Origin of the sequence: Mesorhizobium sp. M2A.F.Ca.ET.042.01.1.1, from assembly GCF_003997405.1 — a bacterium.
In the GTDB taxonomy this organism is placed as follows: domain Bacteria; phylum Pseudomonadota; class Alphaproteobacteria; order Rhizobiales; family Rhizobiaceae; genus Mesorhizobium.
This window is the reverse complement of sequence record NZ_RZRX01000111.1, coordinates 1-19,613: the sequence shown is the minus strand read 5'-3', so window position 1 is coordinate 19,613 and position 19,613 is coordinate 1. Positions and strand designations below refer to the sequence as shown.

The 19,613-nt window shown below is 65.3% G+C and carries 16 protein-coding genes; 3 read left to right on the top strand and 13 right to left on the bottom strand.

What is annotated here, in order from left to right; genetic code table 11:
• The coding region (locus EOA23_RS18065; RefSeq protein WP_127305139.1) for a hydantoinase B/oxoprolinase family protein at window positions 1–1,156 on the top strand (1,156 nt) is incomplete at its 5' end.
• Window positions 1,157–1,384: 228 nt separating this feature from the next.
• Here the strand turns inward: EOA23_RS18065 and EOA23_RS18060 are convergent.
• From EOA23_RS18060 to EOA23_RS18035, 6 genes are read right to left on the bottom strand one after another with little or no spacing between them, the layout of a single operon-like run.
• Window positions 1,385–1,846: a MarR family transcriptional regulator gene (locus EOA23_RS18060; protein WP_127305138.1), complete on the bottom strand. Its 462-nt coding sequence runs from the start codon at window positions 1,844–1,846 to the stop codon at window positions 1,385–1,387.
• Window positions 1,843–2,427: an amino acid synthesis family protein gene (locus EOA23_RS18055; RefSeq protein WP_127305137.1), complete on the bottom strand. Its 585-nt coding sequence runs from the start codon at window positions 2,425–2,427 to the stop codon at window positions 1,843–1,845. Before EOA23_RS18055 ends, EOA23_RS18060 begins: the two co-directional genes overlap by 4 nt.
• Entirely contained in the window at window positions 2,420–3,304 is an 885-nt protein-coding gene (locus tag EOA23_RS18050) for a UPF0280 family protein (protein ID WP_127305136.1), read from the bottom strand. The genes EOA23_RS18055 and EOA23_RS18050 overlap by 8 nt, the downstream gene beginning before the upstream one ends.
• Complete coding sequence (locus tag EOA23_RS18045) at window positions 3,304–4,845, bottom strand: 6-hydroxynicotinate reductase (protein ID WP_127305135.1); 1,542 nt, start codon at window positions 4,843–4,845, stop codon at window positions 3,304–3,306. Before EOA23_RS18045 ends, EOA23_RS18050 begins: the two co-directional genes overlap by 1 nt.
• A complete protein-coding gene (locus EOA23_RS18040; protein ID WP_127305134.1) occupies window positions 4,842–7,640 on the bottom strand; it encodes a molybdopterin-dependent oxidoreductase in 2,799 nt (932 codons plus the stop codon). Before EOA23_RS18040 ends, EOA23_RS18045 begins: the two co-directional genes overlap by 4 nt.
• Window positions 7,637–8,494: a xanthine dehydrogenase family protein subunit M gene (locus EOA23_RS18035; RefSeq protein WP_127305133.1), complete on the bottom strand. Its 858-nt coding sequence runs from the start codon at window positions 8,492–8,494 to the stop codon at window positions 7,637–7,639. The genes EOA23_RS18040 and EOA23_RS18035 overlap by 4 nt, the downstream gene beginning before the upstream one ends.
• Window positions 8,495–8,794: 300 nt before the next feature.
• Here EOA23_RS18035 and pncA point away from each other — a divergent pair, with 300 nt between their 5' ends.
• Together pncA and EOA23_RS18025 are read left to right on the top strand one after the other, a co-directional pair.
• Window positions 8,795–9,409 (top strand): bifunctional nicotinamidase/pyrazinamidase, encoded by a 615-nt coding sequence (gene pncA / locus EOA23_RS18030; protein ID WP_127305132.1) that lies wholly within the window; start codon window positions 8,795–8,797, stop codon window positions 9,407–9,409.
• 397 nt (window positions 9,410–9,806) lie between these two features.
• Window positions 9,807–11,156 carry a sodium:proton antiporter gene (locus EOA23_RS18025; RefSeq protein WP_127305131.1) on the top strand — a complete coding sequence of 450 codons (1,350 nt, stop codon included), beginning with the start codon at window positions 9,807–9,809 and terminating at the stop codon, window positions 11,154–11,156.
• Between the two features lie 221 nt (window positions 11,157–11,377).
• Here EOA23_RS18025 and EOA23_RS18020 read toward each other — a convergent pair whose 3' ends face one another.
• The 7 genes from EOA23_RS18020 to pncB all read right to left on the bottom strand — a co-directional run bounded on the left by EOA23_RS18020 (window position 11,378) and on the right by pncB (window position 19,251).
• Complete coding sequence (locus EOA23_RS18020) at window positions 11,378–12,091, bottom strand: ABC transporter ATP-binding protein (RefSeq protein ID WP_127305130.1); 714 nt, start codon at window positions 12,089–12,091, stop codon at window positions 11,378–11,380.
• Window positions 12,084–12,812, bottom strand: coding sequence for an ABC transporter ATP-binding protein (locus EOA23_RS18015; protein ID WP_127305129.1), 729 nt, complete (start codon window positions 12,810–12,812; stop codon window positions 12,084–12,086). Before EOA23_RS18015 ends, EOA23_RS18020 begins: the two co-directional genes overlap by 8 nt.
• Window positions 12,809–13,771: a branched-chain amino acid ABC transporter permease gene (locus tag EOA23_RS18010; protein ID WP_127305128.1), complete on the bottom strand. Its 963-nt coding sequence runs from the start codon at window positions 13,769–13,771 to the stop codon at window positions 12,809–12,811. The genes EOA23_RS18015 and EOA23_RS18010 overlap by 4 nt, the downstream gene beginning before the upstream one ends.
• Entirely contained in the window at window positions 13,768–14,649 is an 882-nt protein-coding gene (locus EOA23_RS18005; RefSeq protein WP_127305140.1) for a branched-chain amino acid ABC transporter permease, read from the bottom strand. Before EOA23_RS18005 ends, EOA23_RS18010 begins: the two co-directional genes overlap by 4 nt.
• A 210-nt stretch (window positions 14,650–14,859) precedes the next feature.
• Window positions 14,860–16,164 (bottom strand): ABC transporter substrate-binding protein, encoded by a 1,305-nt coding sequence (locus EOA23_RS18000; RefSeq protein ID WP_127305127.1) that lies wholly within the window; start codon window positions 16,162–16,164, stop codon window positions 14,860–14,862.
• Window positions 16,165–16,319: 155 nt separating this feature from the next.
• Window positions 16,320–17,762 carry a hypothetical protein gene (locus EOA23_RS17995; RefSeq protein WP_127305126.1) on the bottom strand — a complete coding sequence of 481 codons (1,443 nt, stop codon included), beginning with the start codon at window positions 17,760–17,762 and terminating at the stop codon, window positions 16,320–16,322.
• 184 nt (window positions 17,763–17,946) lie between these two features.
• Complete coding sequence (pncB, locus tag EOA23_RS17985; RefSeq protein ID WP_127305125.1) at window positions 17,947–19,251, bottom strand: nicotinate phosphoribosyltransferase; 1,305 nt, start codon at window positions 19,249–19,251, stop codon at window positions 17,947–17,949.
• Between the last annotated feature and the right edge of the window lie 362 nt (window positions 19,252–19,613).

The window sequence follows — 19,613 nt, the reverse complement described above, 5'->3', positions numbered from 1 at the left end:
CATCCGCGTCGCCGACCAGCGGATCGGCGACATCCGAGCGCAGGCGGCGGCATTGCTGATCGGCCAGGACAGGCTCAATGAAATCCTCGATCGTTACGGCGACGAAACCGTCGTCGAGGCGATCGCGGAGCTGCGCCGCCGCGCCGCCGAGCAAATGCGCGCCTCGATCGCCGTCATACCGGACGGCGTGTATCGCTCGCAGGCCTTCGTCGATTCCGACGGAGTGGTGAACGAACCGCTGACCATCAATCTCGCCGTCGAGAAAAAGGGCGATACGCTGACCTTCGACTTTGCCGGCTCATCAGCACCCTGCGCAGGGCCGATGAACAGCGTGCTGGCGACGACCCTGTCGTCTGTTTACCTGGCCATGCGGCATATTTTTCCGGAAGTGCCGATCAGCGCCGGCGCCTTCGAGCCGCTAAATGTGAAGCGGCCTGAGGGCACGTTCCTCGACGCGAAATATCCGCGGCCGGTTTCGGGATGCGCAGCGGAGGTCTCGCAGCGCATTGCCGAGGCGGTGTTCGCCGCGATGGTGCAGGCGCTGCCGGAGAAAGTAACGGCGGCGCCCGCCGGCTCCAGCGGCAATTTCGCGCTCGGCGGCAACGATCCGGCGCGTGGCCGTGACTATGTCATGTACCAGATCTCCGGCGGCGGCTATGGCGGCAATGCCGGCCATGACGGCTTGAGCAATGGCTGCTCGACCATCGGCATTTCGAAGTCGCCGCCGGTCGAGATCATGGAGCAGGCTTTTCCGGTGCTTTACCGGCACTATGCGCTGCGCGAAGGCTCGGGCGGCGCCGGCAAACATCGCGGCGGCTTTGGGCTCGCCTACGAGGTCGAGATCCTGCGCGGCGAGGCACGCGCGTCCTTCGTCATGGATCACGGCCGCTTCGGGCCGCAGGGCGCGCTCGGCGGCAAGGACGGCGCGCCGAACAGCGTGACTGTGTTCCGGGGCGGCGAAGCGCATGTGCCGCCGCATCTTTCCAAGGAACAGGACATCGCGCTCAAGGCCGGCGACCGCGTGCGCGTCGGCACGCCGGGCGGCGGCGGCTATGGCGATCCGCGCGAACGTGATCCGAAGCAGATCGCCGAGGATGTCCGGTTGGGGTACTATACGGCCGAGCAGGCCAGGGAGATGTTCGGGGTGGATTTGTAGGCGGCGCGCTGGCGATCATGCTTGCGCCGGCTTTCGATATTGGCCGCAACGTGCATCGCGTCGTCATTCTATGGCGTAGCAAGGAGCGAAGCGACGCGCGCAGACCATAGAATCCATGCCGTTGCGAAGAGGCGCCGCCCACGGTCGGCTGAGGTAACGGCATGGATTCCAGGATCTTTGCGACGGAGCTTCGCTCCTGCTCCGCCCTGGAATGACGAAGTTGGAGGGCTACGCCAGCTTAGCCAGCAGCCGCAGAAACGTCGCGGCCTCCTTCGCCGTCAGCGGCGCCAGCGTTTCCTCGGTGATGGCGCGGGCAAGCGGGATCAGCCGCTCGATCGCCTCGCGGCCTTCCGGCGTCAGATTGACCAGCAGCCGCCTCTTGTCGACCTCGTGCTTGGAAACCTCGACCAGCCCGCGCGCCTTCAGCCGGTCGATGACACCCTTCACGGTGGCGGCGTCCATGGCGATCAGCGTTCCCAGCTGGTTCTGCGAGGTTTCACCGATGTCGTAGAGCTTGGCCAAAGCGGCGAATTGCGGCGGTGTCAGGTCGCCGATATGCGAGGCGAAGATCGAGACATGGCGCTGATGCGCCTTGCGCAGGATGAAGCCGACCTGGTCCTGCAAATGGTAGTTGTTCTCGTCGCCATCCTCGGCCTCGACCAGCCGCAGCAGATTGTCCTCGCCGCTCATCTGAGGCCATCCCATGCCTTGATGTCCTGCGCCGCCAGCCCGCCCATGCGGTTATGGACACGCGGGCCGCAGGTCATGGCGAGGCAAAACAGGATCTCGTCGGGACGCGGGCCGTCGCTGATGCCGACTTCCATGGCGTCGAAATGGCTGCGCACATAGGCGGCGTTGATGTGGCCAAGCGGCACGTCGAGCCTTGAACCGAAAGCGCCGACCTTCTTGGCCGAGGGCACGATGGCCTTGGCGTCGCCGAGCCGCTCGCGCATGGCATAGCCGCCCGGCACATGCCAGAGCGCGCCATGCTCCAGCTCTCCGGCGGTGCCGACGATGGCGCCCTTGCCATAACCGTCGATCTTCTTCACGTCGCCGCCGAGCGCGGCAATCAGCCTGTCGGAAAGCAACAACCCGAGCGGCTTCAGGTCCTCCATCGCGCCCTGCAGCTCTTCCACATAACGGCCGGCGAAAGGGTTCTTGACCACTGCGAGAGCCGCCGCGCGAAGGCGGGGCTCTTTCGCCACGGGCCCGCCGTCGTGGAAAATCTCCTCGGTCAGCACCGCGACCTTGCGGATCGGAAACTCAGGCATCGGCAAATTCCTCCTGTGCATGCTTGTTGGGCGCGGCGAGCGCTATCGCGCCGCTGATGCGGGCCTCACCCGCCAGAAACAGCGCCGAGGCCGCGACCAGGCCGCGCCGGCGAAAATCTTCGGCGACGGCGAGGCCCTTGTCCAGCGCCCGGGCAATGTCGCCCGGTGAAAGCGCGCCGACGCTCTGCGTCACCAGTTGCTCTCCGAGATCGCTGTCGGGCGCCAGGTCGCGCGCCGGAACGCGCGCGATGGCAGGGTGACCGGGCAGGTCGACGGCGTTGGCAATCAGCGTCGCCGCCGCATCGGCCTCGGCGCCGGTCGGCGCGAGAACGGTGACGGCATCGGCGATGCCGAACGAAAACGAGCGGCCGCGCCAGCCGCTGGTGGCAACACCGCGCACACCATCCTCGGCGCGGATGCCGACGCGATCGACCATGCCATTGCCGGTGCCGGCAATCGCCACCGTCATCGACTGATCCCTGCCGAGATAGATGGCGCAATCGCCGCCATTGTTAACATAAGCGCGGTCAAGCCGCCGGCCGGCGAGCATCGCGGCAAGAATTTCGTCGGCTACCGAACCGGCAACGGCGGCCATCGGCGTGATGAAGCATTCCGCCAATGGCATGACGGCTGCTTCCATGCGGCGCGCCGTCGGGCCGGCGAAATCGCGCGGCGCGAGGAAGAAGGCTGGCAGGCGCAACTCGGGCAGCTCCTCGACCAGCTCGATCAGGATCGTCTGGAAGCGCGAGACCGCCTGCTCGTAGGCGGCGCGGCGCTCGTCGTCAGAGCCGAAGGCCTCGACGATGAGGTCTATCGGCCCATGGTTGAGATGGAGCCGCCGGCCGTCGGCAAGCCAATGCGCCTGCGGGCCGTTCATCAGCCGGCACCGTTCGCCGCCGCGCGCCGCAGCTGCGCCAGCGGCGGCCAGGGGTTGTTGACCGGCGCGCCGGTGCCGCGGCGCGGGTTGAGATACTCGCCGCCCTTGGCGAGGATATCCTCGACGCTGCGTATCTCATTCTCATAGCCGCCCAGCCGGACATAATCGTCGCGGCGCATGGTGAACTCGATCGGCGCGACCAGAGCCGGCGTGGGCACATAGCCAAAGGCGCCTTCCGGCACGCGGGTGACGTCGACCATCAGCGTGATGCCGCCGCCCGGCCAGACATAGACCGGCGCGCCGCCCACCGTGACATAGGTCCTCAAGCCCTGCACCGAGCGGGTGAGGTTGACCGGGTTTTCGGTGACGCCGGCGCGCAGCGAGCCGCCGGCGCCGCCGATGAAGAGAACCGTGCAGAGCGCCGGCTCGCAATTGTCCTCGATCAGGCCGACGGACTTCTGCAGCCGCTCCGGAAACGGTTTTTGGACCGGCTTCAACTCGTCGTTCAGTTCGTAATAGGCGAACTGCTCGCCGGTGGTCGACACCATCAGGAGCGACAGGCCGGGGCGCGCGCCCTTCTTGGCGTTCCAGTCGCCGAGGATCGACAGCGGGTCGGAAATCGTCGTGCCGCCCCAGCCGAGGCCGGGTTCCGAAACCTTGAAATAGCGGCCGGGCGTCGAACGGCGGCCGATGATCTTTATGCCGGTGTCTTCCCAGCCCAGCACCTTGCCGGCCTGATGCTCCGAGACGACGCCGGTGATGTGGTCGTCGACCACCACCACCTCGTCGACCAGCCCGCGCCATTGCGTGGCGAACATGCCGATGGTGGCCGAGCCGCAGCCGACGCGCATGCGGTGCTCGACCTTGCCGTCGATGACCGGCGGTTTGCCGGCTTCGACGATCACCGTGGCGCCGCCGTCGATGGCGAGCTCGACCGGCTTGCGGTTGCAGAGGTTGAGCAGCGCGTCGCAAGTGGCGCGGCCTTCCTGCTTGGAGCCGCCGGTCAAATGATGGACGCCGCCGAGCGACAGCATCTGCGAGCCGTATTCGCCTGTGGTGACATGGCCGATCGCCTCGCCTTGCGAGCGCACGATTGCCGTCTCGTCGCCGATATGGCGGTCGGTATCGATCTTCACCTTGACGCCGCAGTAGGAGAATATCCCTTCGGTGACGACGGTGACGAGATCGACGCCCTCGACCTCCTGGCTGACGATGAAGGGCGCCGGCTTGTAGTCCGGATAGGTGGTTCCGGCGCCGATCGCGGTGACGAAGCGCCTTCCGGTGTTGACCAGCTCGCCGTTCCAGGCCTCGCCCTCGGCAACGAAAGGCACGACCGCGCCGCCGGTCTCGGCGGCATGGTCGAGGATGGTCAGCGGATCCATGCGCACGATGCGGCCGCCGACATTGCCGTAGCGGTCGCAGGCGCCGGTGCGGCCGTCAGCGATATAGCACATGACCGGGCAGGCATCGCAGCGGATCTTCTCCGCCACCTGCTTCTCGCCGGGGTCGTGGGTTTCGAAACGTTCGGCAAGCTCGCTCATCGGCGCGCCTCCTTCTCGCGGATCGCCGCCAGGATGCGGCTCGGCGTCGCCGGCACCTTGGTGACCAGGACGCCGGTGGCGTGGCGGATGGCGTTGAGGATCGCCGGCGCGGTGGGGATCAGCACATGCTCGCCCAGGCCCTTGGCGCCGAAGGGTCCTTCCGGATCCGGAACCTCGACCAATATGTGCTCGACCGGCGGCACGTCGCCGATGGTCGGGATGAGATAGTCGTGCAAATTCTCGGTGCGGCCGGGGATGTATTCCTCCATCAGCGCCATGCCGATGCCCTGCGCGATGCCGCCCTCGATCTGGCCTTCGACCAGCACCGGATTGATCGCCTTGCCGACATCATGCGCTGCGGTGACCTTGATCAGCTTCACCGTGCCGAGCTTCAGATCGACCTCGAGCTCGGCGATCTGCGCGCCATAGCCATAGACGGCATAGGGTTTGCCCTGGCCCTTGGCGTCGAGCGGCAGCGTCGGGGGGTCGTAGGTTTCTTCGGCGACGAACACCATGCCGTCGGCATCGACCTTCAACTCGGACAGATCGATGCGCCGCGCGGCATCGCCTTCGCGGATGGAAAGGTTCGCACCGTCGAGCGCTATCGTCGCCTGTTCCGAGACGTTGGCGAAGCGCAGGATTTTTTCGCGCAACGAGCGGCCCGCCTTCTCCGCCGCCTTGCCCGTTACAAAAGTCTGGCGCGAGGCAGATGTTTTGCCGGCGTCGGGCGTGATCGCGGTGTCGGCGCTCCTCAGCTTGAACTTGTCCAGCGGCAGGCCGAGCGCGTCGGCGCAGATCTGCGTGATCACCGTGTTGGAGCCCTGGCCGATATCGACCGCGCCCTGATGCAGGACGACGTCGCCCGAGGCCGAGATGCCGACCTTGATGGTCGAGGGATTGGGCAGCGAGGTGTTGCCGCAGCCATACCAGCAGGAGGCGACACCGACACCGCGCTTGCTCGCGGTGTGGATCGCATTGAACGCCTCCGCGTCCGCCAGCGCACGCGTCCAATGCGGCCGAAGCTGATCCAGGCATTCGCCGATGCCGACGCCCGATTCCAGGCGCTGGCCGGTGACCGTCTCGCAGCCGTCGCGCAGGCAGTTCTTCAGCCGAAAATCCAGACGGTCCATACCGAGCTTGCCGGCGAGCTCGTCATAGAGCGTTTCCTGCATGATGGTGGCCTGCGGCACACCGAAGCCGCGGAAGGCGCCGGCGATCGGGCCGTTGGTGTGAATGGCGTAGCCGGTGGCGCGGTAGTTCGGCGTGGCATAGGGGCCGGAGGCATGCACCGGAACGCGGTTCGCGACGGTCGGCCCCCAGCTGGCATAGGCGCCGGTGTTGAAATCGCCCTCGAAGACCATGCCGGTGATGCGGCCCTCGGCATCAGCGCCGATGGTCGCCTTCATTTCGGCAGGATGGCGCTTGGTGGTCGACATCATCGATTCATTGCGGGTGTAGGCAAGCGCCGCCGGCCGACCCGTCTTCATCACGACAAGGCCGATCAGCGGCTGCAGCGAGACATCAAGCTTCGAGCCGAAGCCGCCGCCGGTCGCGGTCGGCACGATGCGGACCTTGTCGACGGCAAGCCCAAGCACCTTGGCGGTGTCGTCGCGGTCCATATAGGGCGCTTGCGTGCAGGCAACGACGACCAGCGTATCGCCATCCATGTAAGCGTAGCCGGCTTCCGGCTCGATATAGGCGTGCTCGACGAAAGAGGTTTCGATGGCGCCGGATGCCGTGACCGTCGCGCCGGCGAGCGCTCGTTCCGGATCGCCGCGTTCGACATAGCCGGAGGTGAGCAGGTTCGCGGGTCGGTGGCTGTGGATCCGCGCAGCACCTTCGGCCTTCGCCTCACGCGGCTGCAGCACATGCGGCAGCTCGGTCCAGGCGATCGGAAAATCCGTCAGGTCGAGATCGAGGATCGCCTCACGCTCGCCCGCCACCAGCGCCACAGCCTCGCCGCGCAGGCGGACAAAGCCTTCGGCCAGCGCCGGCTGGTCGGCAAAGGGACCGATAACGCCGAAGCAGTTCCTGCCGGGAATATCTGCGGCGGTGAAAACATCGGCGATGCCGGGATGCGCTTTGACCCAGGCATCGAGATCGCCGAAGCTGAAGCCGGCATGATAATGCGGCGAGCGGACCACCAGCACAGACAGCGCGTCGGCCGGGAAGGAATCGCCGCCGAACTTCTCGTCGCCGGTGACCTTCGGCACGCCATCGAGCCGGATCGGCGAAGCGCCGACCGCGCGGCCCACGTCCGGCAGGCGAAGGTCTATGCCGTTCATGTGCCGCGAGGCTTGCATCACCGCAGCGACGATCTTCCGGTAGCCGGTGCAGCGGCAGAGCACGCCGCCCAGCGCATCCTGCGTCTCTGCCTCGCTGGGTGTCGGGTTGCGCTCCAAGAGCGCGGTGGCCGCGACCAGCAGGCCGGGCGTGCAGATGCCGCATTGCGCGGCGCCATGTTCGAGGAAGGAGGCCTGCAGCGCCGAAAGCCTGCCATTGGCAAGACCTTCGACAGTGGTCACGGAAGCGCCAGTGACGGACGCCGCCGGTACAAGGCAGGCGCAGACCGGATCGCCATCGACCAGCACCGTGCAGGCGCCGCAATCGCCGGCGTCGCAGCCGACCTTGGTGCCGGTCAGCCGCAACTCGTCGCGCAACACCTGCGACAGGCGTCGCACCGGCGGCACGGAAACCCGGACGGCGGCGCCGTTGACCTCGAAGGCAATGTCGGCGCGTTCGATGCCGGACTGGGCCATGCCGGACTGTGCCATGCCGGGTCGGACCATGCTCATGCGGCCACCTTGCCTTGGTCGAGGCCAATTGCAGAGCGCACAGCGCGGACGACGATCTCGCGCGCCGCATGCTCCCGGTACTCGGCGCTGCCGCGCACATCGGCGATCGGCGACAATTCATCGATGGGCGCCGACAGCACCACGTCGGCAAGCGCCTCGTCGATCGGACGCCCGCGCAGGACCGCCTCGACGCCGGCGAGGCGGCGGGCGACCGCCGAGCAGGAACCGACCGCGATCGCCGCTTCGGCGACGACGCCATTCTCGACCACAATCCGCGCCGCAGTCATGGCGATCGAGATGACGAGATAGCGACGGGCGCCGAGCTTGACGAAGGCCGAGGTGCCGACCGCGGAACGCTTCGGCACGCGGATGGCGGTGACCATCTCGCCCGGCTGCAGCGCCGTGCGGCGATTGCCAAGTATGAACGCGTCGAGCGGCAGATGACGGGTGGCTTTCGCCGTGTGCAATTCAACATCGGCGTCGAGCGCAAGCAGCGCCGGCACGCCGTCGGCGGCGGGCGAGGCGTTGCAGAGATTGCCGGCAATCGAGGCGACGTTTTGGATCTGGACCGAGCCGACTTCGCGCGCGGCGGATTTCAGCGCGTCGAAGGCGGGCGAGAGCGGCAGGCGCACGATGTCGGTCCACCTCGTTCGGGCGCCGATCCGCCAGTATTCGTCGGTCTCTTCGATGCCGCGCAGTTCGGCGAGACCGTTGATGTCGAGGATGTTGTCGCGGAAGGGTTTTGCGCCCTGCGCCGGATAGAAATCCGTGCCGCCGGCGAGTATCCGCCAGCGGTCCTCGCCAAGCAAAGCGAGCGCCTCGTCGACCGTGGTGGGTTTCGCGTAACGGATCACGCTCTGCCTTCCAGAACCTTCCCAGAAACGAGCCGTCCCCGATTGGCCCGCCCAAAGCGCCTTGCCCTGGGACTTTCCGCCGGTATCCAGACCGGTCAAATTCATTCGTATGCAAATGATATCAGGCCGGTCGGAATTGTCAAAGCCGGAGTTGGCGCGGCAAAGACCTGAACGCGATTGTTATGGTGCCGGAGGTTGACGCCGCCGCCCATCTGGTCAAGGTTCCGTGTCCGGTCGCGTCAGCGGCTTTGGACTGGAGCCTCAACCCGATACGAAGGGGCCCAAACGAGAGGAAGCCGCATGGCCGACGAAGCGCTGATCGTCATCGACCTGCAGAACGATTTTTGTCCAGGCGGCGCGCTGGCGGTGGCCGGCGGCGACGAGATCGTGCCTTTGGTCAACGACCTGATCCGGCGGACCGACCACGTGATCCTGACGCAGGACTGGCACCCGGCCGGTCATTCGAGCTTCGCCTCCAGCCATCCGGGCAAACAGCCCTTCGAAACCATAGACATGCCCTATGGGCCGCAGACCTTGTGGCCGGACCATTGCATCCAGGGCAGCCTCGGTTCCGATTTCCATTCCGGGCTTGCCTGGACCAAGGCCGAGCTGGTGATCCGCAAGGGGTTCCGCACAGCGATCGACTCCTATTCGGCGTTCTTCGAGAACGACCACGCGACGCCAACCGGCCTTGGCGGCTACCTGAAGGAGCGCGGCATCGACACGATCACGCTGGTCGGGCTCGCCACCGATTTCTGCGTTGCCTTTTCCGCGCTCGACGCGGTGAAGCAGGGTTTCAGAACGACGGTCCGGCTCGACGCCTGCCGCGGCATCGACCTCAACGGCTCGGTCGAGGCGATGCTGAAGCGCATGCGCGAAGCCGGCGTGACGCTCGAAGATCACTCGGCGGATTGACCGGACCGTGGGGAAAGACCCCCTCACCCGGATTGCGGGCTCCCCCTTCTCCCCTTGTGGGGTGAGAAGCGGTCCGCGCAGCGGACGAAAAGCCAATTGCTTGGCTTTTCGAGCTTCGAACGCCCTGAGCCAGCGAAGGGCCGGGTGGTGTCGCCGAAGGCGACGGATGAGGGGTGCTCCAGGGAACGTCGGCGCCTCACTCCGCTGGAACACCCCTCATCCGTCTCGGCGCTACGCGCCGATCCACCGCCCGGGGGCGAGCCACGGGTCTCGCCCCGTCCTTCGGACCCCACAAGGGGAGAAGGGGAAGGCGCGCGGCGGCCGGACGAAGGGGTTTTTCTCATTCGCTTCACTTGCCGTGTTGCTACTATTCCCAGCACAGGCTTACGCCGCTGAAATGCACGAACTGCCCGGCGCAGCGATGTCGCTGTGGTGGGGACTGCCCTTTGCCGGCCTGCTGCTGTCGATCGCGACCGGACCGCTGCTCTTTCATCACCTGTGGGAACATCATTACGGCAAGATCGCCGCCGGCTGGGCGGCGCTGGCAGTGGTCCCGCTGGCCGTCGCTTTCGGCATTCCGACGGCAGGCGAGGCCGTGCTGCACACGCTGCTCACCGAATATCTGTCCTTCATCATCCTGTTGTTCGCGCTCTACACCATCTCGGGCGGCATCCTGCTTGCCGGCAACATCCATGGCACGCCGCTCACCAATGCCGGCCTGCTGCTCATCGGCGCGCTGCTTGCCTCGGTCATCGGCACGACCGGCGCCTCGATGATCCTGATCCGGCCGATGCTGCGCGCCAACGACAACCGGCCGTTCAACGCCCATGTGGTGATTTTCTTCATCTTCCTGGTCTCCAACATCGGCGGCTCGCTGACGCCGCTCGGCGACCCGCCGCTGTTCGTCGGCTTCCTGCGCGGCGTGGATTTCTTCTGGACGACAGTGCACATCCTGCCGGACACGCTTTTTGTCGGCGGGCTGGTGCTGGCGGTGTTCCTGGCGATCGATCTGGTCCTGCATCGCCGCGAGGCCGGCATGCCGAAGATCAAGGACCCGACGCCTGATACAAAGGTGCGCCTGCGCGGGCTCGCCAACCTGCCGCTGCTCGCCGGCGTGATCGGCGCGATCCTGCTTTCGGCGAGCTGGAAGCCGGGCGTCAGCATCCCGATTTTCGGCGTCGGCCTCGAGTTGCAGAACCTGGTGCGCGACGCCGTCATCCTGGTGCTGGCCTTCCTGTCGCTGAAGGTCTCGTACAAGAGCCACCGAGAGGCCAACGGCTTCACCTGGGGGCCGATCGCCGAGGTGGCGAAATTGTTTGCCGGCATCTTCATCTGCATCGTGCCGGTCATCGCCATCCTGCGGGCCGGCCATGACGGCGCGCTGGCGCCGCTGGTGTCGCTTGTCACCTCCGCTGACGGCCAGCCCAACGATCTGGCCTATTTCTGGCTGACCGGGGCGCTGTCTTCCTTCCTCGACAACGCACCGACCTATCTGGTGTTCTTCGAGCTCGCCGGAGGCGATGCGCGGCACCTGATGACGGAGGCCGCCTCGACGCTTGCTGCGATCTCGGCCGGCGCCGTGTTCATGGGCGCCAACACCTATATCGGCAACGCGCCCAACTTCATGGTCTTCGCCATCGCCAGGCATCGCGGCTTCAAGATGCCGGGTTTCTTCGGCTATATGATGTGGTCCGGCCTTGTGCTGATCCCGACCTTTTTGATTGCCGGGTTTTTGTTTTTCAGGTGAGGCGAAGGACACTGGCGCTGTCCTTCATTGTCCTGGGTTCCTCGCCCCCGCAAAGCGGGGGAGAGGTGGCCGCGAAGCGGCCGGAGCGGGGGCTTTCGTAGGGCGCTCCCCTCTCCGTCTCGGCTTCGCCGAGCCACCTCTCCCCACTTACGTGGGGCGAGGAACAACCTGAGGCGTCGCCACGCCCGCCAATTTTCGAGGCTGCGGCAATTTCAGGGGCCTCAGCCCACCCCAACATATCTTCGCACCGCCGAGGGATCCGCCCGCAGCGCTTCGACGTCCACCGTCTCGCGATTGCGGCCGTTCTCGATGAAGCAAACGCGGTCGGCGACCGAGAGCACGGCGTCGACGCGCTGCTCGACCAGGATGGTGGAAACGCCGAGGTCGCGCAGCTTGGCCACCGTTTCGCGGATCCTGGCGATCATCGACGGCATCAGGCCCTCGGTCGGCTCGTCCAGCAACAGCACCTGCGGTTCGAGGCAGAGCGCGCGGGCCATGGCCAGCATCTGCTGCTCGCCACCGGACAGCGTGCCGGAACGCTGCTTCAGCCGCTCGCGTAGCAGCGGGAAGAGATCGAGGACGTTCTCGCGCGTCTCTCTGCCCTTGCCGCGCGCCATCAAGCCGATCTCGATGTTTTCCGCAACGCTCATCTCGGCGAACAGGCGCCTGCCCTGCGGCACATAGGCGACGCCAGCCTTGGGCACGTCATGCGCGGCGAGGCCAGTCAGTTCCTTGCCATCCAGCTTGATCGAGCCGGCGGCCGCCGGGACCAGCCCCATGATTGCCTTCAGCGTCGTCGTCTTGCCGGCGCCGTTGCGGCCGAACAGGCACAGCACCTCGCCCTTGTTTAAGGCCAGGTCGAGGCCGTAGAGCACCTGCACCTCGCCATAGAAGCAATCGAGGCCGGCAATGGTGAGCAATCCCGTATCAGCCATGGGTCGCTCCGAGATAGGCGTCCTGGACTTGCGAGTTGGCGCGGATCTCACCCGGCGTGCCTTCCGCCAGGATCTTGCCCGAATTGAAGACGGTGATGCGGTCGGCGAGTCCCATGACGACCGGCATGTTGTGCTCGATCAGAAGAACCGTCGCGTCCCTGGCGATCCCGCGCACCAGCGTGATGAAATTGTCGATCTCGCTGTCGGCCAGGCCCTGTGTGGGCTCATCGAGGATCAGCAAACGCGGCTTCAGCGCCAGGCCCATCGCCACTTCGAGCAGACGCTGGTGGCCGTAGGAAAGATGCGCGGCCAGCGTGCCGGCGCGGTCGGCAAGTCCGGTGCGCTCCAGCGCCGCCATGACGCCGGTCCTGACCTGCCCCTTGGTGCGGCCGTCCGTCAGCGTACGCTGCACCGGCAGCGCGACATTGTCGAAGACCGTGAGATTGGCGAAGACGCTGGTGATCTGGAACGTGTAGGCGACGCCGAGCCTGACCCGTTGGTAGGCCGGCATGGCGGTGATGTCGACGCCGTCGAAGACAACGGCACCCGACGACGGCCGGATGCGGCCCGAGAGCAGGCTGACGAAAGTCGTCTTGCCGGCGCCGTTCGGGCCGATGACGGCGCGGATCTCGCCCGGCATCAGCGCGAAGTCGACGCCGTCGACGGCGCGCAGGCCGCCGAACTGACGCGACAGGCCCTTGGTGGTGAGCAGCGGCGTCATGGCAGCCACCCCAGCCAGCGCTCGCGGATGCTGCCCATGATGCCTTTCGGGGCAAACAGAACGAGCAGGATGAGCGCGACGCCGACGATCAGGAGATAGGCCGAGGTGAAGCCGCTCGTGATGTCGGTGACATAATACATGAACAGGGTGCCGATGAGCGGCCCGAGCGTGGTCGCGGCGCCGCCGAGCAGCACCCAAAGCAGCGGCAGGATGGAATACTGGATCGACGCGAAATTCGATCCGACATAGCCGAACAGCAGCGCATAGGCGGCGCCCGACGCCGCGCAGATGGCGCCCGAGGCGACGACAGCGACGAGCTTGTTGGCCACCGTGTCATAGCCAAGCATCTTTGTGCGCTCTTCGTTCTCTCGGATGGCGACCAGCACGCGGCCGAAGCGGGAGCGGACAAGGGCAAGCGTGATAAGCAGCACAACCGAGAACAACGCCAGCGCGCCCATGTAGCGCACCGTCGGGTTGGTCAGGTCGAGCGAGACGCCGCCGATCGAAATCACCCGCGATGCCTGCTGGATGACCAGCCCCTGGTCGCCGCCGGTCCAGGCGGCGAAATAGAGGATCATCAGATAGAAGACCTGGGCGAACATCATGGTGACGATCATGAAGGCCACGCCTGAAGTCCGCAGCGCCAGCAGGCCGATGACCAGAGCGAGCAGCGCGCCGCAAGCGACGCCGGCAAGGAAGGCTTGCGGCACGCCCCAGCCGAGGTGGTAGACAGTCAGGCCCGCGCCATAGAGGCCGGCCGAGAAGAACATGGCGTGGCCGAGGCTGAGCAGGCCGACATAGCCGAAGAGCAGGTTGTAGCCCATGGCAAAGACCGCCAGCGCCATGATGCGGGCGAACAGACCCTGATGATAATCCGGCAGGACGAAGTTCAGCGCGAACAGAAGCGCGATGACGCCGATATGCAGGGCGTAGGTCTTTGCCGGCGAAGCATCCCTCATCGCGGCGCGGTTCCGAACAGGCCTTGCGGGCGGAACACCAGCACCATGGCGACCACCAGCGTGGCGATGATCTTGGCCAAGGTCGGCGAGAAGAACATCGAGATGATGCCGTCGGAGAGGCCGATCAGGATGGCGGCGACGACGGTTCCGCGGAGCGATCCCAGGCCACCGATGATGACGACGATGAAAGACAGAAGCAGCGGGTCCTGCCCCATCAGATAATGCGCCTGGCTGATCGGCACGATCAGCACCGCGGCGATGGCCGCCAGCATGGCGCCGACGGCGAAGACGCCGGCATAGACGCGCTCGACCGGAATGCCGAAGGCCTGCGCCGTCTCGCGGTCATATTGGGTGGCTCGCATGATCAGTCCGATCCTGGTGCGGGTCAGCACCAGCCAGGTGATCACGAGCAGGATGGCGGAAGCCGCGACCACCGACAGCTTGTAGCCGGAATAGCCGAACCACGGCAGAAGGATGCGATAGCTGAAGGGCGGCTCGACCGGGCGTGCCTCCGGCCCGTAAAAGGTGAGCGCGAGTTGCTGGATGATGTAGAGCATGCCGATGGTGGCGACGATGGTGCTTTCGGGGTTGTAGTTCAGCCGCCGCAGCACCAGCCATTCGGCGAGAAACGCGACCAGCCCGACGAGCAAGGGCGCGATCACGAGCGCTGCGGCGAAGCCGATGGCCGGATGGCCGGAAATCGCGGTCGAGACCGCCCAGGCGAGCACCGCGCCCAGCATGAAGAACTCGCCATGCGCGACATTGACGATGCGCATGACGCCGAACACCAGCGACAGGCCGAGCGCCGTCAGCGCCAGCACGGCGGAGGTGACGAGGCCTTCGAGGGCGGCGAGGAGGAGATGGGGTCCGAAGTGCATTACACGCAGGCAGGTGCCAAGCGCACCCCTCTCTGCCCTGCCGGGCATCTCCCCCTCAAGGGCGGAGATTGGCAGTTCCTGCGAAGGCGCCCACCTGCCGGCCTGGGCGATTGGCGAAAGCGGAAATAACAGCTGATCTCCCCCCTTGAGGGGGAGATGTCCGGCAGGACAGAGAGGGGGGCCTGGGCGCTCACGCTGGTTGGAATGAACCTACAGCGCCTGCGTCGTGTAATCCCCTTCCGGCTCGTAGAGGCCGTCCTCGATCTTGGTCTTGTGCACGACCTTGAGCTTGCCGCCTTCGACCTTGGAGATGTTCTGGATACCAAAGCACTGGTGGATCTTGCCGTTGAAGGTTTTTGGCCCCTGCGGATGCTCCGGTCCCTCGGCGAATTCCTTCAGCGCCTCGGTCGCCTCGACCAGCTTGGCGCGGTCCTCCGGTCCCTTGTAGCCGGCATCTTCCATCGCCTTCTTGACGACGTAGAGCGTTTCCCAGCAGCCGAACATGTGCGAGGCGGTGGAGATGTCCTTGGGATCGCCGACGGCGGCGCCATTGTCGTCGATGCCGACGGCGGCGCGATAGGCCTTCTGCGCGGCGGAATCATCGGGCTGCGCGTAGCGCGGCGAGCCTTCCCAGAAATGGCTGCCGTCGAGGAATTCGAGGCCGGGGCTGTTGATGTCGACGGCCTCGAGCGAATCCATGAAGCCGAAAAGCTGCGGCCTTTGCGAACCGTAGAACTCGCCGAGCTCCTTGACGAAGGTGAGCACAGCAGGGCCGACCATGACGTGGTAGATCACCTCGGTCTCGGCCGGGATCTGCGGGAAGTATTTGGTGAAGGAGCTTTCCGTCGGCGGGATAGCGATCTGGGCGATGACGTCGGCGCCTTGCGCCTTCAGCGCCGGCGGCAGGTAGTCGCGATGGTCGTAGCCGAAGGCGAAGTCGGGGAAGATCTGCGTCACCTTCTTGCCGGCATTCGCCGCGATCCACGGCGCCATGGACTGGATCTGGCTCTTCACGTCGGTGATGCCGGGCTGGAAGACGTAGCGGTTGAGCTTGGTCGAGGCGACGTGGTGGCCTTCGCTGACCACGAAATAGGGGATCTTGTTCTCGCCGGCGGCGGGCGCCGAGCCGATCACGACATGCGAGAACAAAGTGCCGAAGACGATGTCGGTCTTGTGCTGCTTGGCGAATTTGTTGACCACCTCGGCGCCGCGCGCCGGATCGGTGCCGTCATCCTCGATAACCAGCTCGACCTTGCGGCCACCGATGCCGCCGGCATCGTTGATCGCCTTGACGGCGGCAGCACTCGTCTTCTCGTACCAGCGGCCATAGGCGGCGCCGATGCCGGTGCGGTGCGACTGGAAGCCTATTCTGATCGGTGCCGAGCTCTGCGCCTGGCTGTAGCGGACGAAGCCGGGCGCCAGTGCCAGGCCGGCACCGGCGGCGATGCCTTTCAGCGCGGTGCGGCGCGACAGCGTCGTCTTGGAGAGGTCGAAAAATCCGTTCTTGTCAGCCATGTCCGTTCCCCTGTTTTTTCAGTCTTGACCAGCGATAAGGCGGCTAATCCATCCCGTTCCGAAGGATGGAAAAATTGCATGTGTACAAACTAAATCACCAAAGCTTTGGCCTGGCAAGCGAGCTTTACCCGACGGCATCGTTGGCACGCTTTGTGTCATCCGGCGGTCGGCGTGGCAAGCAACCAAAGGCCGAAGATCGTGTAGGCGATCATCAGCAAGGTGAGTGGCAATTGACTGAGCGCTGCGCGCGATGGCTGCCGATGGAGACGCCAGGCAAGGCTATGCGCGACGAGCACCGCCAGCACATGGCCGGCTATGATGACACCGGCCTGCAGATTCCACAGCCACCAAGCCGACTGAGCGCCGGCAACGACGCCCGCTTCGACCATCATGTTAGCGGTGCCGAAGAGATTCCAGCCGAGCGCGAAAGGATCGGAGAGTGCGACCAGCGCGTACTGGCCGTCGACCAGCAGCGCCGCGAGGTAATGCGCGATGTGATAGGCAAGCGCGATCGGCACGATCGACCAGACCAGCAGGCCGACCACCTCGCCGAAAGAATGTTTGTCGCCGGCGAGGCGCTGGCCGAGAAAGACGGCCAGGGCGAACACCGCCGCCAGCAAGACGAAGGTGAGCACCAAGCCAAAACTGCCGATGCCGATCAGCGCGGTGCGGCCGGGATATTCCAGCGGATTGACGCCGAACAGGCCGAGCCAGAAGAAGGTTTTCGACAGGCCGTCGAAGGACACCGAAGACAGGGCGAGGAGGAGAAAGGCGGTGCCGCTCGGTGGCAACGGCTCGGCCGTCAGCAGCTTGGCGCCGGGCCAGCACAAGGAGAGGTGGCCTTCGCGGCGCTCAAAGGGCGCGAAGCGGGCGACCATGGCGAAGAAGACGGTCAGGAATTCACCCCGTTTGCTCCAGTCATCATAGCCGACGATGAGCATGGCGATGAAGCTAACCAGCCAATACATGCCGGCGGCAAAGGCCAGGCGCGCGGGATCGTCAGGCGCGGGATCGATCAGCTCGAACCAGGCGAAGGCAAAGAACAGCACGAAGGCCGGCCGGTAGCCGAGCGAGTTGGGCAGGCGCGATCGCTTTTCATCGTCCGCAGGAAGGCCGAGCACGCGAGAGGCGACACGCCAAGGGCCGTACCACGGATTGAGCCATGACCAGAGATCGCCGAGCACGCCCTGCAGCAGCGTGAAGCCGGCCCAGAGCAGCGTCCAGATCACCAGCGGCAGTGGATTGGATAGCGGGTCGCGGCTGCCCAGAAAGCCGGCGGCGACGAGAAGTATGTAGCCGGCAAATGAAATCAAGCTGAAGAGGGTGCGCGGAGCATCGCCAAAGGTGAGCATGGGCAAGCGCCGGCGCCAGAAGCGGTCAAGCGCAGTGGGCGGCAGCAGCGCCAGGACGAGGAAGCTGACGGCCACAGCCAGCGCGCCGCCGGCGATATAGAAGCCGGTCGGGAGGAGCAGGACGTGGCCTCGATCGGAGGCATGAGCTAAGGCGGGGGTGGGGAGAAAGGAGGCAAGTGCAGTTGCAAGAAAGGCCAGCCTCGAAGGTCGGCGCTCTACGGCGCCCCCCTCTGTCCTGCCGGACATCTCCCCCACAAGGGGGGAGATCGGCGGTTTCGGCGCCGGCTTTCCTCCTGCAACGTCCGAGGTTGGCGAAGACGGTGATGACAGCTCAATCTCCCCCCTTGTGGGGGAGATGTCCGGCAGGACAGAGGGGGGCGCGAAGGAACTCGGCTTATCCAGGAATTCCATTCGTCCAGGCCTTAAGCCTCTACACCTTCACCAGATGCTCCACCCTTCCCTTCTCGCCAAAGATGCGCAGATAGCGCTTGATCTCCTTCTCATCCCCGGTCGCCTTGGCAGGGTTGTCCGACAGCTTCACCGCCGGCCGCCCATTGGCTTCCGTCACCTTGCAGACCAGCGAGATGGCGTCGAGGCTGTCGGTCTCCGTCGGCGCGCAGCCTTCGAAATCGTTGGTGAGGTTGGTGCCCCAGCCGAAGGACATGCGCACCTTGCCGCGGAAGTGCCTGTAGGTCTCCTCAATGGTCTCGACCTCGAGGCCGTCGGAGAAGATCAGCAGCTTCTGCTTGGGGTCCTTGCCCTTCTTGCGCCACCAGTCGATGATCTTCTCGCCGCCCTCGATCGGCGGCGCGCTGTCGGGGCGGAAGCCGGTCCAGTCGGCGACCCAGTCCGGCGCGTCGCGCAGGAAGGAGTCCGTGCCGAAGGCGTCGGGCAGCACGATCAGGAGATTGCCGCCATAATAGCGCTGCCAGTCCTGCAGCACCTTGTAGGGCGACTGCCGCAACTCCTCCTCGGAGTTGGCAAGAGCCCCGAACACCATCGGCAGTTCATGCGCGTTGGTGCCCAAAGCCTCGAGGTCATTGTCCATGGCCAGAAGCACGTTGGAGGTGCCGGTGAAGGCATCGCCGATCCCTTCCTTCAGCGCCTCGACGCACCAGCGCTGCCAGAGGAAAGAGTGACGGCGTCTTGTGCCGAAGTCGGAAATGCGGATGCCGGGCAGCGCCTTCAGCCGCTCGGTCTTGGCCCACATCTTGGCCTTGGCGCGAGCATAGAGCACATCGAGCGCGAAGGGGCCGAAGGAACGCATCGCGGCTCGCGAGCGCAGCTCGTTGATGATGGCCAAGGCGGGGATTTCCCAGAGCGTCGTGTACATCCAGGGGCCGGGGAAGGAGAGCACGTACTGACCGTCGCGCCTGGACAGCTCGTAGGCGGGCAAGCGGAAATCCTCTAGCCATGCGAGGAATTCCGGCTCGAAGATCTGCTTGCGGCCGTAAAAGGTGTTGCCGCCCAGCCAGATCATCTCCTTCTTGGAGAAACGCAAAGTGCGGGCATGGTCGAGCTGCTCGCGCAATTCCCCTTCGTCGATCTCATCGGCCAGGCGCACCGAGGTCGTGCGGTTGATCAAGGTGAAGGTGGCGTCGACCTTGGGATACATGCCCCAGATCATCTGCAGCATCAGAAGCTTGTAGAAGTCGGTGTCCAGCAGGCTGCGGACGATCGGGTCCAGCTTCCATGTGTGGTTGTAGACGCGCCGCGCTATATCAGTCTTTGCCATGCTTCCTCACCCAGAAGCACGACGCACTCAAACGCGGGCGCCACGCTTCAAGTCCTTGTTCGAGCAACTCCGGATGGAAGACCGTCGCGCGGTTTTCCTGGAATTGCCTCAGCCAACTGCCTCTTAGCATTGTATTTTCGAACGCGCTCCCCGCTTTGCAAGCTGGCCCGACAAAAAGCAGCCATGCAAGTCCAGCCGTCAGGACAGGGCCCTGGCGCATTTTCACCGTTTCACGGAAACGGCGAAATGCTCCAGTTTTTCTGTTTTGACGCAATTCCAGACGGAAAACCGCTTCACACTTTTCCTGGAATTGCTTTGGCGCCGATAACCTTCAGCGCGGGACGTTTCCTGCGGCTCGGCAC